This window comes from Polynucleobacter parvulilacunae (assembly GCF_018881715.1).
GTDB lineage: Bacteria > Pseudomonadota > Gammaproteobacteria > Burkholderiales > Burkholderiaceae > Polynucleobacter > Polynucleobacter parvulilacunae.
On sequence record NZ_JACVPW010000001.1, the window covers coordinates 643,133 to 656,570 of the forward strand.

At 46.5% G+C, this 13,438-nt stretch carries 14 protein-coding genes; 6 read left to right on the forward strand and 8 right to left on the reverse strand.

What is annotated here, in order from left to right:
- Positions 1-9: 9 nt before the first annotated feature.
- The 4 genes from trpD to rpe are packed head-to-tail and all read right to left on the reverse strand — an operon-like array spanning position 10 to position 3,834.
- On the reverse strand, positions 10-1,035 hold the full coding sequence (gene trpD, locus ICN18_RS03430) for an anthranilate phosphoribosyltransferase (RefSeq protein ID WP_216189087.1): 1,026 nt from the start codon (positions 1,033-1,035) through the stop codon (positions 10-12).
- 18 nt (positions 1,036-1,053) lie between these two features.
- Entirely contained in the window at positions 1,054-1,620 is a 567-nt protein-coding gene (locus tag ICN18_RS03435; RefSeq protein ID WP_216189088.1) for an aminodeoxychorismate/anthranilate synthase component II, read from the reverse strand.
- Entirely contained in the window at positions 1,604-3,109 is a 1,506-nt protein-coding gene (gene trpE / locus ICN18_RS03440) for an anthranilate synthase component I (protein ID WP_216189089.1), read from the reverse strand. Before trpE ends, ICN18_RS03435 begins: the two co-directional genes overlap by 17 nt.
- Positions 3,109-3,834, reverse strand: coding sequence for a ribulose-phosphate 3-epimerase (gene rpe, locus ICN18_RS03445; RefSeq protein ID WP_216189090.1), 726 nt, complete (start codon positions 3,832-3,834; stop codon positions 3,109-3,111). The genes trpE and rpe overlap by 1 nt, the downstream gene beginning before the upstream one ends.
- Before the next feature lie 49 nt (positions 3,835-3,883).
- Between rpe and apaG the strand changes: the two genes are divergently transcribed.
- The 3 genes from apaG to ICN18_RS03460 all read left to right on the forward strand — a co-directional run bounded on the left by apaG (position 3,884) and on the right by ICN18_RS03460 (position 6,332).
- Complete coding sequence (gene apaG / locus ICN18_RS03450) at positions 3,884-4,258, forward strand: Co2+/Mg2+ efflux facilitator ApaG/CorD (protein ID WP_216189091.1); 375 nt, start codon at positions 3,884-3,886, stop codon at positions 4,256-4,258.
- 139 nt (positions 4,259-4,397) lie between these two features.
- A complete protein-coding gene (mltA, locus tag ICN18_RS03455; RefSeq protein ID WP_216189092.1) occupies positions 4,398-5,528 on the forward strand; it encodes an MltA domain-containing protein in 1,131 nt (376 codons plus the stop codon).
- Positions 5,529-5,555: 27 nt separating this feature from the next.
- Positions 5,556-6,332 (forward strand): enoyl-CoA hydratase, encoded by a 777-nt coding sequence (locus ICN18_RS03460; RefSeq protein WP_216189093.1) that lies wholly within the window; start codon positions 5,556-5,558, stop codon positions 6,330-6,332.
- A gap of 11 nt (positions 6,333-6,343) precedes the next feature.
- Here ICN18_RS03460 and ICN18_RS03465 read toward each other — a convergent pair whose 3' ends face one another.
- The 4 genes from ICN18_RS03465 to bioA are packed head-to-tail and all read right to left on the reverse strand — an operon-like array spanning position 6,344 to position 10,923.
- Positions 6,344-7,540, reverse strand: a complete 1,197-nt coding sequence (locus ICN18_RS03465) for a M20 aminoacylase family protein (protein ID WP_216189094.1) — start codon at positions 7,538-7,540, stop codon at positions 6,344-6,346.
- A gap of 56 nt (positions 7,541-7,596) precedes the next feature.
- On the reverse strand, positions 7,597-8,340 hold the full coding sequence (bioD, locus tag ICN18_RS03470) for a dethiobiotin synthase (RefSeq protein WP_216859964.1): 744 nt from the start codon (positions 8,338-8,340) through the stop codon (positions 7,597-7,599).
- Positions 8,333-9,580 (reverse strand): 8-amino-7-oxononanoate synthase, encoded by a 1,248-nt coding sequence (bioF, locus tag ICN18_RS03475; protein WP_216189095.1) that lies wholly within the window; start codon positions 9,578-9,580, stop codon positions 8,333-8,335. Before bioF ends, bioD begins: the two co-directional genes overlap by 8 nt.
- Positions 9,577-10,923: an adenosylmethionine--8-amino-7-oxononanoate transaminase gene (bioA, locus tag ICN18_RS03480; protein ID WP_216189096.1), complete on the reverse strand. Its 1,347-nt coding sequence runs from the start codon at positions 10,921-10,923 to the stop codon at positions 9,577-9,579. Before bioA ends, bioF begins: the two co-directional genes overlap by 4 nt.
- A gap of 89 nt (positions 10,924-11,012) precedes the next feature.
- Here bioA and bioB point away from each other — a divergent pair, with 89 nt between their 5' ends.
- The 3 genes from bioB (at position 11,013) to mraZ (ending at position 13,436) form a co-directional block, all read left to right on the forward strand.
- Complete coding sequence (gene bioB, locus ICN18_RS03485) at positions 11,013-12,062, forward strand: biotin synthase BioB (RefSeq protein WP_216189097.1); 1,050 nt, start codon at positions 11,013-11,015, stop codon at positions 12,060-12,062.
- Between the two features lie 11 nt (positions 12,063-12,073).
- Positions 12,074-12,703, forward strand: a complete 630-nt coding sequence (gene coq7, locus ICN18_RS03490; protein WP_216189098.1) for a 2-polyprenyl-3-methyl-6-methoxy-1,4-benzoquinone monooxygenase — start codon at positions 12,074-12,076, stop codon at positions 12,701-12,703.
- 304 nt (positions 12,704-13,007) lie between these two features.
- Positions 13,008-13,436, forward strand: coding sequence for a division/cell wall cluster transcriptional repressor MraZ (gene mraZ / locus ICN18_RS03495; protein WP_215385547.1), 429 nt, complete (start codon positions 13,008-13,010; stop codon positions 13,434-13,436).
- Positions 13,437-13,438 lie beyond the last annotated feature (2 nt).

Sequence of the window (13,438 nt, forward strand, 5' to 3'; positions counted from 1 at the left end):
AATAATCAGTTATTTAGATTGGGTTGCCGCAACAAAAGCAGCTAACTTTTGACGCGCTGCTCCGGAGGAGATAGATGTTTTAGCAAGGGCAACACCGCTTGCAATGTCTTTAGCTACTCCAGCCACATAAAGTGTGGCTCCGGCATTGAGGCAAACGATGTCGCTTGCTGGGCCTGGCTTACCATCAAGCACATCCAGAACTATTTTCTTGGATTCTTCTGCATTAGCCACCTTAAAACTATTGGTGGGGGCTGTACTCAAGCCAAAGTCTTTTGGATGAATTTCGTATTCACGTACTTGACCATCCTTGAGTTCGCCTACCAAAGTAGGGCCTTCTAAAGAAATCTCATCTAAGCCATCTCGCCCGTACACAACGAGAGCATGCTCCATTCCTAATGCTTGCAATACGCGTGCCTGAATACCAACGAGGTCAGCATGGAAAACGCCCATCAAAATACGTTTGGCATCAGCAGGATTGGTCAGGGGGCCAAGAATATTGAAGATCGTGCGTACGCCGAGTTGCTTACGGATGGGCACCACATTCTTCATCGCAGGATGGTGATTTGGGGCAAACATAAAGCCCGCCCCAACGCTTGATATGCATGCGGCAACTTGATCTGCTGACAGCGCTAGATTGACGCCTAGGGCCTCTAAAACGTCGGCGCTACCGGATTTGCTGCTCACGCTACGGTTACCGTGTTTTGCAATCTTTGCACCAGCACCTGCTGCAACAAACATGGCAGCAGTTGAGATATTGAACGTATGGGCACCATCACCACCTGTACCCACTACGTCTACCAAGTGACTACGGTCATCTACTTTTACTGAGGTTGCAAACTCACGCATCACTTGCGCGGCAGCAGCGATTTCACCAACGGTTTCTTTCTTGGTGCGCAGGGCAACGAGCAATCCAGCCACTAACTCTGGCGCCATTTCACCGCTCATGATCAAGCGCATCATCGCTGTCATCTCATCATGAAAGAGTTCACGATGCTCAATGCAGCGTTGTAAGGCTTCTTGCGGAGTAATTGGCATAGCGCTGTAAGTTGGCTGTTATTTGTTTTGTAAAAAATTCTTAAGCAGGGCATGGCCATGCTCAGAAAGAATCGATTCAGGGTGGAATTGCACACCTTCAACAGCAAGCTCTTTATGACGTACACCCATAATCTCGCCATCGGATGAGGTGGCAGTTACTTCTAGCATTGCCGGCAAGGAGCTCTTCTCAATCGCCAGAGAGTGATAGCGAGTCACCTTGAATGGATCAGGTAAGTTTTTAAATACACCTATACCGGTGTGATGAATGCTATCAGTCTTGCCGTGCATCACTTTTTGGGCGCGAATGACTTTGCCGCCAAATGCTTCACCAATTGCTTGATGCCCAAGACAAACACCGAGGATCGGAATTTGTCCCGCATAACGCTTAATGGTTTCAACGGAGATACCTGCCTCTGAAGGGCTGCAAGGTCCGGGAGAGATGCAAATGCGTGCAGGATTTAGTTTGGCAATTTCTTCGACAGCAATCTCATCATTGCGAAATACTTTTACTTCTTCACCAAGTTCTGCAAAGTACTGAACGAGGTTGTAAGTAAAAGAATCGTAGTTATCAATCATTAGGAGCATCAAGTCCTCCTTGTACTAAATCTGCTGCCGTAAGAACTGCGCGCGCTTTTGCTTCCGTTTCTTTCCATTCAGCAGTGGGGTCAGAGTCAGCAACAACGCCTGCTCCTGCTTGGGAGTGAAGCATTCCATCGCGGATGACGCCGGTACGAATAGCAATCGCTACATCCATATCACCCGAGAAGGAAAGGTAACCCACTGCGCCACCATATACACCGCGCTTCACAATTTCCATCTCATCGATGATTTCCATTGCCCGAATTTTTGGAGCGCCTGATAAGGTGCCTGCAGGGAATGTGGCTCGCAATACATCCATATTGCTCATATTGTCCAGAAGATCACCCTCTACTGAACTCACGATGTGCTGAACATGAGAGTACTTCTCAATAGACATGGAGTCAGTTACTTTGACTGAGCCAGTTTTGGCAATGCGACCCACGTCATTACGAGCCAGATCAATCAACATGACATGCTCGGCAATTTCTTTGGGGTCGGCCAAAAGCTCTTTAGCTAGGCGCTCATCTTCCTCCGGATTGGTGCCGCGAGGGCGCGTGCCAGCGAGTGGTCGGATTGTCACAATCTTCTCGGCAGCGCGTTTTTCTTGACGCACCAAAATCTCAGGAGATGAGCCTACGATTTGCATATCGCCAAAGTCATAGAAATACATATAAGGCGATGGATTGAGTGAACGCAAGGCTCTGTATAGAGTTAATGGAGAGTCGGTGAATGGCTTGCTAATGCGTTGGCCAATCACAACCTGCATGCAATCGCCGGCCAAAATATATTCTTTGGTTTTGAGCACTGCTTTTTCAAAATCCGCTGCTTTGAATTTACGAATTAGGTCAGTTTTAGTGCTTGGTAAAGAGGCCGGCATATTTGCAGGCTTACCAAGACAAGTGAGCAATTCTTTTAAACGACTCTGTGCTTTATCAAACCCATCTGTCATGCTGGGGTCTGCATAAACAATAAAATAAATTTTCCCAGCAACGTTATCAATTACTGCTAACTCTTCAGTCAACATCAGCTGAATATCGGGAACGCCTAATTCGTCTGGCAGTTGATGCTTCGCTAAACGTGACTCGATATAGCGAACAGTGTCATAGCCAAAGTAGCCAGCAAGACCGCCACAAAAGCGGGGCATATCTGCTTGTAAAGCAACCTTAAAACGCTTGAAATAAGCATCCACAAAGTCTAGTGGATTATCAGTATTAGTCTCAACAACCTTGCCATCGGTTACCACTTCATTGACTGGCGCGGAGGGAGTGCCAATAGTTCTAATGATAGTCTTGGCAGGCAGGCCAATAAAGGAGAAGCGGCCGAAACGCTCACCACCTAAAACAGATTCCAATAGGTAGGTATTAGTCTTGCCAAATGCTTGGCTAAGCTTAACGTAGAGCGACAGCGGGGTCTCAAGATCTGCTAAAACCTCTTTGATTAGAGGAATGCGATTGAAACCCTGTTTAGCTAGGGCATTAAATTCTTCACGCTGCATTACGCTTTCCCTGACTTTCCTAATTCAGTGCGCATTGCTTGTATTACTTGTGCGTAATTTTCTTGTGCGTAAATTGCAGAACCCGCTACAAAAGTATCGGCACCAGCTCGCGCTACTTCTGCAATGTTGTCGACTTTAATTCCGCCATCTACCTCAAGACGAATGTGTCGGCCAGTCTCTGTCTGATAGCGATCAAGGCGTGTGCGTACTTGAGCAATCTTATTTAGGGTGCTTGGAATAAATGATTGGCCACCGAATCCAGGGTTTACTGACATCAGTAAAACGAGATCGAGTAATTCTAAGGTGTGATCGAGATGATCAAGTGGTGTTGCCGGATTTAATACGAGACCTGCTTGGCATCCTTGATCACGAATGAGGTTCAGTGTGCGATTGACATGTGGGCTTGCTTCAGGATGGAAGCTAATTAAATTGGCGCCTGCTTTAGCAAAATCAGGAACGATGCGATCTACGGGTTCGATCATCAAGTGAACGTCGATCACCGCAGGTTTGCCATCTTTATTTGCATAAGGGCGAATAGCCTCACAAACTAAGGGGCCAATGGTGAGGTTGGGCACGTAGTGGTTGTCCATCACGTCAAAGTGAATCCAGTCAGCGCCAGCCACTAAAACGTCCTGCACTTCCTTGCCTAAGCAGGCGAAGTCAGCAGACAAAATGGATGGGGCGATAACAAATTGACTATTTGAGGATGATTTTTGGCTTTCCATCCCTAGATTCTAGCTTGCAGTTGGCTTAAGGATGGAGCAGAATTCGTCCATGAATCCCCACGAAATGAGCATTACGGTGAAAGCCCAGTACCTTCCTGAGCAATCTGACCCCGATAACCGCCAATTTGCCTTTGCTTACACGGTAACCATTCGAAATACCGGGACGGCCAGTATTCAGGTTATTGCCCGCCATTGGTTCATTACGGACGGGGATAACGATGTCCAGGAGGTAAAGGGCCTGGGCGTTGTCGGACAACAGCCCTTATTGCGTTCTGGCGAGCATTTTGAGTACACCAGCTGGGCTACTTTGCCCACCCCTGCAGGAACAATGCGTGGTGAGTACTTTTGCGTGACAGAGGACGCGCAGTTCTTTCAGGCTCCTATCCCAGAATTTGCCCTCGTGATGCCGCGCACTTTACATTAATGTGGCGCATTAGAGGGCCTCTGAAAACTACTTTTTGCCTTTGCCAGTCCAGAGGACAATAAAGAGCAGTAGCCCTAAGGCAACAGCACCTTCAAAAGCAAACAGTAGCATTGGGTATTCATCGAGTAAATTGGCAATCATGATCTCTAAATTTAAATTAGTTGTACTAAGTGTATTCGCTATCCTGATGGCCAGCTTAATCGCAGGTTGTTCTGCGCCTCCTACGCGCGGTACGGGATATCGCTCTAGTGGTTCTGGCGCCTCACCATCAAGTTACAGCTCTTCTATTGCGAGTTTTAGTGCGGTTTCTTGGCAGGCTTTGCCTGGATGGCAAGATGATGATTTAACTCAAGCTTGGCCAGCTTGGTTAAAAAGCTGTGATGGCTTGCGCAAGAAAAGTGGCGATGTCAATTGGCGTCAGGTATGCGCTCAAGCGGGTAACGTTTCGAGTCGCGATACACAATCTATCCGTAAATATTTTGAAAATAATTTTCAAGCATATGAAATTCGTAATAGCTCTGGTAGTGACACGGGCTTAATTACTGGTTATTACGAGCCAGTGATGAATGGCTCCCAAACCCGCACCAGCACCTATAACGTACCGCTTTATGGCTACCCTAATGCCTGGCGCAAGTCTAAGCCTAATCCAGGCCCAAGTCGTGCGGAGTTAATGAGTTCTGGCATCTTGCAGGGTTCTGAAATTGCATGGGTACAGGACCCAGTGGCTGCAGCATTTATGCAAATTCAAGGCTCTGGAAAAATTCGTCTTGAAGATGGACGCATCTTACGTCTGGGTTTCGCGGGCACAAATGATCAACCTTTCAAATCATTTGCGCAGTGGTTATTAGACCGAAAAGAAATTACTCGTAGCGAAGCAACAATGCAAGGCATCTCGCAGTGGGCTAAACGTAATCCTGGTCAGGTAAATGAAATGCTCAATGCCAATCCACGTTTTGTTTTCTTCAAAGAGTTGCCTGGCAATGTAGCGGCTGATTTGGGCCCTAATGGCGCCCTTGGTGTTCCGCTTACTAGCGAGCGCAGCATTGCAGTGGACTTGCAAGCTCTACCGTTGGGTGCGCCCGTCTTTTTGGCGACTACCAAACCCCTTAGTACTCAGCCATTGCAAAAACTCGTGATGGCACAAGATACAGGCAAGGCCATTGTTGGTGGCGTTAGAGCAGACTACTATTGGGGGTCCGGAGACTCTGCTGGAGAGATGGCGGGTCGTATGAAACAAAATGGCAGGATGTGGTTACTGCTGCCACGTTAATCAAATTCATTTCACTGAAAGAAATTCATGAGCTACAAAACAATTTTGACTGAGGTAGAAGGTAAGGTTGCCACCATCACTTTGAATCGTCCTGAGGTATTGAATGCCTTGAATGATCAACTCATGGAAGAGCTAGGCGCTGCATTGTTGGCTTTCGATGCTGATGACAATATTGGCTGCATGATCGTTACCGGAAGTGAAAAAGCATTTGCTGCTGGAGCCGATATTGCTTCAATGGCCAAGTACGGATTAAAGGATGTCTATCGCGGCGACTTTATTACCCGTAATTGGGAGGAAATTAAAAAAGTACGTAAGCCTGTAATCGCTGCGGTTTCTGGTTATGCACTCGGTGGAGGGTGTGAGTTGGCCATGATGTGCGACACCATTATGGCTGCTGATAACGCAAAGTTTGCGCAGCCTGAAGTCAAGTTGGGCATCATTCCTGGGGCTGGAGGCACACAACGTTTGCCTCGCGCAGTGTCCAAAGCAAAAGCGATGGATTTGGCTTTGACGGGTCGCATGATGGATGCTGCTGAAGCTGAGCGTTCAGGCTTAGTTGCCAGAATTTTTCCTCAAGCAGATTTGCTTAAAGAAGTTAAAGCAATTGCCAAAGGAATTGCAGAGATGCCTTTGTTAACTGCGATGATGGTGAAAGAAAGCATCAACACTGCCTATGAGACTACTTTGTCTGAAGGCATTCATTTCGAGCGTCGTCTATTCCATGCCTGCTTTGGTACGAATGATCAAAAAGAAGGTATGGCTGCGTTTATGGAAAAACGTCCAGCCAAATTTACCAATTCTTAATTTAGCTTAATTTAGTTTTTTGCCAGAAAGCGTTGAGCTAGTTTGACCCAATAGCTCACGCCCACTGGAATCAAAGAGTCGTTGAAGTCGTAGGAAGGATTATGGAGATGGCAGGGTCCCATGCCATGACCTACCGAGCGATGATCGCCGTCACCATTGCCTAAGAAGACAAAGCAGCCTGGCTTTTCCAGCAACATAAACGCAAAGTCTTCAGCGCCCATGGTTGGATCAACAGAGCTATTGACGTTTTGCTCACCAACCAATTCATTCATGACTTCTGTGGCAAATTTCACTTCATTGGCATGATTGATGAGGGGCGGATAGTTTCTGGAAAAGGTAACTTCAGCCTGACAATCAAATGCGCCTGCAACGCTATGGGCAATTTCTCGTAGACGTTGTTCTATGAGATCCAATACATCCAAGGTAAATGTGCGAACTGTGCCGCCAATGAAGGCGCTATCAGGAATAACGTTACTCGTTTCACCCGCATGAAATTGCGTAATGGATAAAACTGCAGCATCTACAGGACGCTTGTTGCGTGTAATGATGCTTTGCAAGGCAAGTACCACTTGTGCGCCTGCGAACACCGGATCTGCGCTGTTATGCGGTAGTGCTGCATGACCACCTTTGCCTGTGATGGTGATCTCAAAAGAATTACTAGAAGCCATCATAGGCCCAGGCGTCACACCAAAGTGACCTGCCGCAAAACCAGGCCAGTTGTGCAAACCAAACACTGCATCACATGGAAACTCTTTAAAGAGCCCATCTTTAATCATCTCGTTTGCGCCAGCGCCACCCTCTTCAGCAGGCTGGAAAATAAAAATGACCGTGCCTTTGAAATCGCGATGATTTGATAGATATTGTGCGGCACCCAAAAGCATTGCAGTGTGACCATCGTGTCCACAGGCGTGCATCTTTCCTGGATTTTTTGAAGCATGTGCAAAGTTGTTGTGTTCTTGTAAGGGCAGCGCATCCATGTCGGCGCGTAAGCCAATCATTTTGCCGGGACCTAAATCACCATCGAGGCGCCCAACAACCCCAGTTTTCCCCATACCGCGGTAAACGGTTATTCCCCAGCTAGAAAGGGCTTCCGCAACAAGGTCGGCTGTACGATTTTCTTCGAAACGCAATTCAGGATGCGCATGAATATTGCGTCGAATCTCTTGAATGGCTTCTGCGGACTCAGTAATTTCAGGGATTAAATGCATCCCTTCATCTTATCCGAAAGTCTTTTGATATGTCTTCGGAGAGAAGTTAAGGCTTGTTATTTATTGGGTAATTGTATGTGCTTTGCAGCAAAAGTCAGGGCCTCAATCGAATAAGGGCTGTTTATGGGCTTTTGTAATTCATTTGGGAGTGTTGGAATAAGTCCCAAAAATGGAGCATCCATTCTGACCTGCAAGGCCTGCAGATTTTCGTGGAGAAGAGGCATTTCTTCCGAAAGGGCATTTGCTACCCATCCAGTAATTTTCAAGTTTCGCGCTTTGATGGCCTCATAAGTTAAGAGGGCGTGATTAATGCAGCCTAACTTCATACCCACAACGAGAATGATGGGTAGGTTGATAGCTGTTGCGAAATCTCCTAAATTTTCCTCGTCATTGAGCGGTATAAGCAAGCCCCCTGCACCTTCAACTATGACGCAATCAGCTTTCTTTTGAATATTCTGAAAAGCTTGATTGATCACGATCATTTTAAGCTTCAGGCCTTGGTGCTTCGCTACGAGATGGGGGGCTGCTGGCTGATTGAGCACATAAGGACACAAACTCAATTCATCAGAGCCTGGATTTGAAGCAATACGCAGTGTTTCTAAATCCTCATTGAGGGTTGTGCCATTGGCATCTTGATAGGTACCAGCTACAACTGGCTTAAAGCCGATCGTATTTATTCCTTGCTCGCGCAATTTCAGAATAAGAGCGCCGCTTACTAAAGTTTTCCCAACTTCGGTATCGGTACCGGTAACAAAGAAGCCATTGGGCCGACTTATTAGCTGACTGATGAGCTTACTCATGAGCTGCCTTATCGATTACCTGTTTTTCAATGGCATTGAGCGTCGTGATCAGCTGACGCAAATCTGCTTCGCTGTGATTGGCGGAGAACGTAATACGCAATCGTGCGCTTCCCTGAGGCACGGTAGGTGGACGAATAGCTGGAATCCAATAACCTGCCTCATCCAACAGCTTGGCTGCAAGCAAGGCATTGGCATTACTGCCTAAGATGACTGGCTGAATCGCCGTGCAAGAGCAAACTTTTTTCCATTGAGAAAATTGCATTTCATCTTGCCAGATGCGAATGAGTTTATGGAGTTGTGTGCGTCGACTACTGCCCTCATCCCCTTCAATTATTTCTAAACTCTTGGAGAGAGTGTGTGCAATCGCTGGGGGTGTTGCAGTACTGTAGATAAAGGGGCGGCCCTTTTGGACAAGCCATTCAATAAAGGTTTCTTGTGCACAAATAAAAGCCCCGCTTACTCCAGCAGCCTTGCCAAGGGTGCCAATATAAATAATGCGATCAGAGCAGATATTGGCTTGCTCCAAAATACCATGACCATGTTTTCCGAGAACCCCAAAACCATGAGCATCATCAACCAATAGTAGAGCGTCATATTGCTCAGCTATTTTTAATAGCTCCTTTACAGGGGCAAGATCACCATCCATACTAAAGACGCCATCGGTCACAATCATCTTCAGGGGTCTTTGGTCTGTCTTTAGTGCTTCGCTTAATGAGTTTAGTTGTATGTGATCAAACAAAGTGACGCTTGCTTGAGTCTGCGCACTTGCTAAACGAACCCCATCAATCAGAGAGGCATGATTTAACTTTGCCGAATAAATGCTGGCATTGCCTTGGGGTGCGAGTCTTGTTAATGCAGTAATAGCTGTAAGGTTGGCCAGATAGCCAGTGCTAAAAAAGAGGGCTCGTGCATTTGGGATGTGTTGCTTTTGAAAAGAGGCCAATTGCTTTTCAAGTAGCTCATGAGCCATGCTATGACCACTGATGAGATGTGAAGCTCCGCTACCTACCCCATATTTCTGACCGCCTTCAGCAAGCGCTTTAATCAGCTCAGGATGGTTTGCAAGCCCAAGATAGTCATTACTACAAAAGGCTTTTAACTCTCGTCCATCAACTAGGGTTTTGGTATCACAGGGAGATTGTGTTGCTCTAAGTTTGCGCTTGAGTAATTGCGAGTCGAGATCTGCAATCTGCTCTTGTGCAAAATGCAGGGCGCTAAATGTATTTGAGGAGTTTGTCATGCCAAGGTTTTCTCAAGAGCGCGTTGTACAGCGCCGCCTAATTCCATATTTTCTTGTAGCGACAAAATATACGGAGGCATGACATAAATAGTATTGCCGATAGGTCTGATCAAGACGCCTTGATCTAAGCTATGCGAAAACATTTCTCTTGCAAATGTTTTGGATTTTTTTAAGCAATCACTCTTTACATCGAACGCCAAAATCATGCCTTGTTGACGCCAGTGTTCAATTCGATAATCTGTTTTTGCCCAATCGAACGCTTTGGCCAAATCTTGAGATCGCTCAATATTTTTTTCTAGTACTTTGTCAGTTTCAAAAATCTCTAGACAAGCGAGCGCCGCAGCACATGCAAGTGGGTTGCCAGTATAGGAATGAGAATGCAAAAATCCTTGTTGAGTTTGATCGCCATAAAAAGCTTGGTAAATCTTGTCAGTGGTAAGGCAAAGGGATAGTGGAAGATAGCCACCACTAATGCCTTTAGAGAGGGTTAAGAAATCTGGCCAGATGCCAGCGTGTTCGCAGGCAAAGAACTTGCCGCTCCGTCCACAACCCACTGCGATCTCATCGGCAATGAGATGGACTTCGTATCGATCGCATAGGGCTCTCACTAAGCGGAGATATTCAGGGGAGTGCATAGCCATTTGTCCAGCGCATTGCACTAGTGGCTCAACAATGATGGCGGCAAGATTGTGATGTTCTTTTGCGAATAACTCTTCAAGTTGTTTTGCTGCGTGTTTGGCGACATCTTCTGCACTTTCACCAGCTTTTGCTTTGCGTGCATCAGGCGAGGCAATAGTGAAGACATCTTGCAAGAGTGATCCATAGGCTGCTCGGAAAATTGCTACGTCGGTTACCGCTAATGCGCCTAGCGTTTCTCCGTGGTAACCATTTTCTAAACAAACAAACTTTTTCTTTTGCGGCTTACCATTGAGTTGCCAATAGTGATGACTCATCTTCAGTGCAATCTCAACAGCGGATGCGCCATCAGATGCGTAAAAGACGTGACCCAAATGATGATTGGTCAGTGCGGAAAGTTTTTCAGACAGCTCTACTACTGGCGGATGCGTAAATCCGGCGAGCATGACGTGCTCAATTTTTTCGAGTTGCGCAGTAATTGCTTGATTGATGCGTGGATTAGAGTGGCCAAATAAATTGGTCCACCACGAGCTAATGGAGTCGAGCAGGGCTTTTCCGTTTTCGTCATAGAGCCAGGCTCCCTTTCCTTTTGTAATGGCAACCAGCGGAAAAGACTCATGCTGTTTCATCTGAGTGCATGGGTGCCAAACGGCGGCTAGGCTGCGATCAACGAGGGGAGCTTGATTTAAATCAGAAATAACCTTCATGTTTGATATTTGAACACTAGTTTTTCCAAATTCAGGGCTGTATCTGTTATGTTTATGCCTTGAATCTACCCATTTTCTGGAATTTAGCCATGCAGGACACTCAAACCGTTGAAAAACCCTTAACCCAGTTCAAATCGAAGGCTGATTTGCATCAGGGCTCAAATGCGGTAGCTCCTGCATCTGGCGAGTGGTCGGTGGCTCAAATTGAGGCTTTATTTGCCCTTCCGTTCAATGAGTTAATGCTTAAGGCTCAAGAGACCCATAAGGCCTACTTCCCTGAGGGCGATGTGGAATTGGCTACTTTGCTGTCAATTAAGACCGGTGGCTGCCCTGAGGATTGCGGTTACTGCCCTCAGGCTGCTCGTTATGACACCGATGTGAAGGCTGAGAAGCTCATGGGCTTGGAAGAGGTTCTGGAGGCCGCTAAAGCGGCCAAAGCTGCTGGCTCGAACCGTTTCTGTATGGGTGCCGCTTGGCGCGAACCCAAAGATCGCGATATTGAAAAAGTCACAGCCATGATTAAAGGGGTTAAAGCGCTTGGTTTAGAGACTTGCGCCACCTTAGGCATGCTGGAGGCGGATCAAGCTCAAGCGCTGCAAGAGGCAGGCCTAGACTTTTATAACCATAACTTGGATACCAGTGAAGACTTTTATCGCTCGGTGATTTCTACTCGAGGCTATCAAGATCGCTTGGATACGATCTCTAATGTTCGCGCTGCTGGTATGTCTGTTTGTTGCGGCGGCATCGTCGGCATGGGCGAGTCTAGAGAGCAACGCGCTGCATTTTTGGCCCGCTTAGCTAATCTAAGCCCTTATCCAGAATCTGTACCTATTAACCATTTGGTACCAGTAGCAGGCACGCCTTTGGCTGAGCAAAAGCCCCTGGATCCATTGGAGTTTGTGAGAACGATAGCGGTTGCTAGGATCACGATGCCTAAAGCCCGTGTGCGTTTATCTGCTGGTCGTCAGGAGCTTGGTAGGGCAGTTCAGGCTATGTGCTTCATGGCTGGTGCCAATTCGATTTTCTATGGTGAGCAACTACTCACTACCGGTAATCCAGAGGCTGAGCAAGACCGTGAACTCCTGGCAGAACTAGGCTTGAAGACCAAACAAAGCTGCAAAGCAGAGGTTTTGGTCTAAATCCCCTCAAAATGTCTCCGATAGATCGCTTTATTCTGGAGTTTGACACTGCTCTTCGCTCAGTTTTCGGCGGTGCAAATGCTCATAGACCCTCTCCAGGGTCTGATGCGGGTAGTAATTCTGGCTTGGATGCTTCTGAACGCAAACATGCAGCAGGACTCATGCGTGTGAATCACGTAGGTGAAGTTTGTGCGCAAGCGCTCTATCAATCACAAAAATTGGTCGCAAGAAATCCAGAAATTCAGGAGATGCTTAATCACTCTGGTCAAGAAGAGATGGATCATCTTGCATGGTGTGAAACTCGCCTTCAAGAACTGGGATCGCACACTAGTTATCTCAATCCAATTTGGTATGCTGGATCCTTTGCAATCGGCTTGGCAGCAGGCTTAGCGGGCGATAAGTGGAGTTTAGGTTTTGTTGCTGAAACAGAAAAACAAGTTGAGAATCATTTAGAAAGTCATCTCGTAAAGTTACCAAAAGAAGATCAATGTTCACGTGCAATTGTTGATCAAATGCGCGTTGATGAAATTGCTCATGGGCATGCTGCAAAAAATGCTGGTGGTGTAAATTTGCCTGAACCCATTCAAAAAATAATGCAGGTCATGTCAAAGGTGATGACCACTACTGCTTACAAAATTTAAAACTTAAATACGTTTTAAATTAAAGAATCGTTTTCAAAATAATGATTCGTTATATTTTTTGACTATTACTGTTTATAAATACAGTATATTTAGTGATTATCTAGCCCAATAGCTAAGATCTATTCTTAAGTATATTTTCCAAGCCATTGTTTCAAGTAGCTATTTTACTATCACCATTTTCTCAACACATGACGCTAAGTGTTTGTAAACACTAGAGAAATTCCTAAAAAAACTCTCAAAAACACTTGACCCTCTTAGTGCGATCCTCTAAAGTGGGAGGAAGTGTGAAAAAGTGGGGTAAATAGTGTTTCAAGGTGCGTCAGCTCTCAATTTAGATGCAAAAGGCCGCATGTCTGTGCCGGCAAAGCATCGTGACGCCTTGTTGGTACAGGGCGAGGGCCGAATTACGCTTACAAAACATCCCGACGGCTGCTTACTTCTCTTCCCAAGACCAGAGTGGGAAACCTTCAGGGCAAGAGTTGCGCAACTTCCTATGGATGCGCATTGGTGGCGCCGTATTTTTTTAGGGAATGCAGCAGAGATAGACTTGGATAGCGCTGGTCGTGTATTGGTCAGTCCAGAATTGCGCGCAGCAGCAGGAATTGAAAAAGAAGTGATTTTGCTCGGCATGGGTAGTCACTTGGAGTTGTGGGACGCAGCAACATACGCTGCAAAAGAACAGGCTGCCATTGCACAAGGCATGCCTGAAGCACTCAAGCAATTTAATTTTTGATG

Coding starts and splice junctions, on each gene's coding strand:
- trpD (WP_216189087.1), bottom strand. CDS start 1,035: ATGCCAATTACTCCGCAAGAAGCCTTACAACGCTGCATTGAGCATCGT.
- ICN18_RS03435 (WP_216189088.1), bottom strand. CDS start 1,620: ATGCTCCTAATGATTGATAACTACGATTCTTTTACTTACAACCTCGTT.
- trpE (WP_216189089.1), bottom strand. CDS start 3,109: ATGCAGCGTGAAGAATTTAATGCCCTAGCTAAACAGGGTTTCAATCGC.
- rpe (WP_216189090.1), bottom strand. CDS start 3,834: ATGGAAAGCCAAAAATCATCCTCAAATAGTCAATTTGTTATCGCCCCA.
- apaG (WP_216189091.1), top strand. CDS start 3,884: ATGAATCCCCACGAAATGAGCATTACGGTGAAAGCCCAGTACCTTCCT.
- mltA (WP_216189092.1), top strand. CDS start 4,398: ATGATCTCTAAATTTAAATTAGTTGTACTAAGTGTATTCGCTATCCTG.
- ICN18_RS03460 (WP_216189093.1), top strand. CDS start 5,556: ATGAGCTACAAAACAATTTTGACTGAGGTAGAAGGTAAGGTTGCCACC.
- ICN18_RS03465 (WP_216189094.1), bottom strand. CDS start 7,540: ATGCATTTAATCCCTGAAATTACTGAGTCCGCAGAAGCCATTCAAGAG.
- bioD (WP_216859964.1), bottom strand. CDS start 8,340: ATGAGTAAGCTCATCAGTCAGCTAATAAGTCGGCCCAATGGCTTCTTT.
- bioF (WP_216189095.1), bottom strand. CDS start 9,580: ATGACAAACTCCTCAAATACATTTAGCGCCCTGCATTTTGCACAAGAG.
- bioA (WP_216189096.1), bottom strand. CDS start 10,923: ATGAAGGTTATTTCTGATTTAAATCAAGCTCCCCTCGTTGATCGCAGC.
- bioB (WP_216189097.1), top strand. CDS start 11,013: ATGCAGGACACTCAAACCGTTGAAAAACCCTTAACCCAGTTCAAATCG.
- coq7 (WP_216189098.1), top strand. CDS start 12,074: ATGTCTCCGATAGATCGCTTTATTCTGGAGTTTGACACTGCTCTTCGC.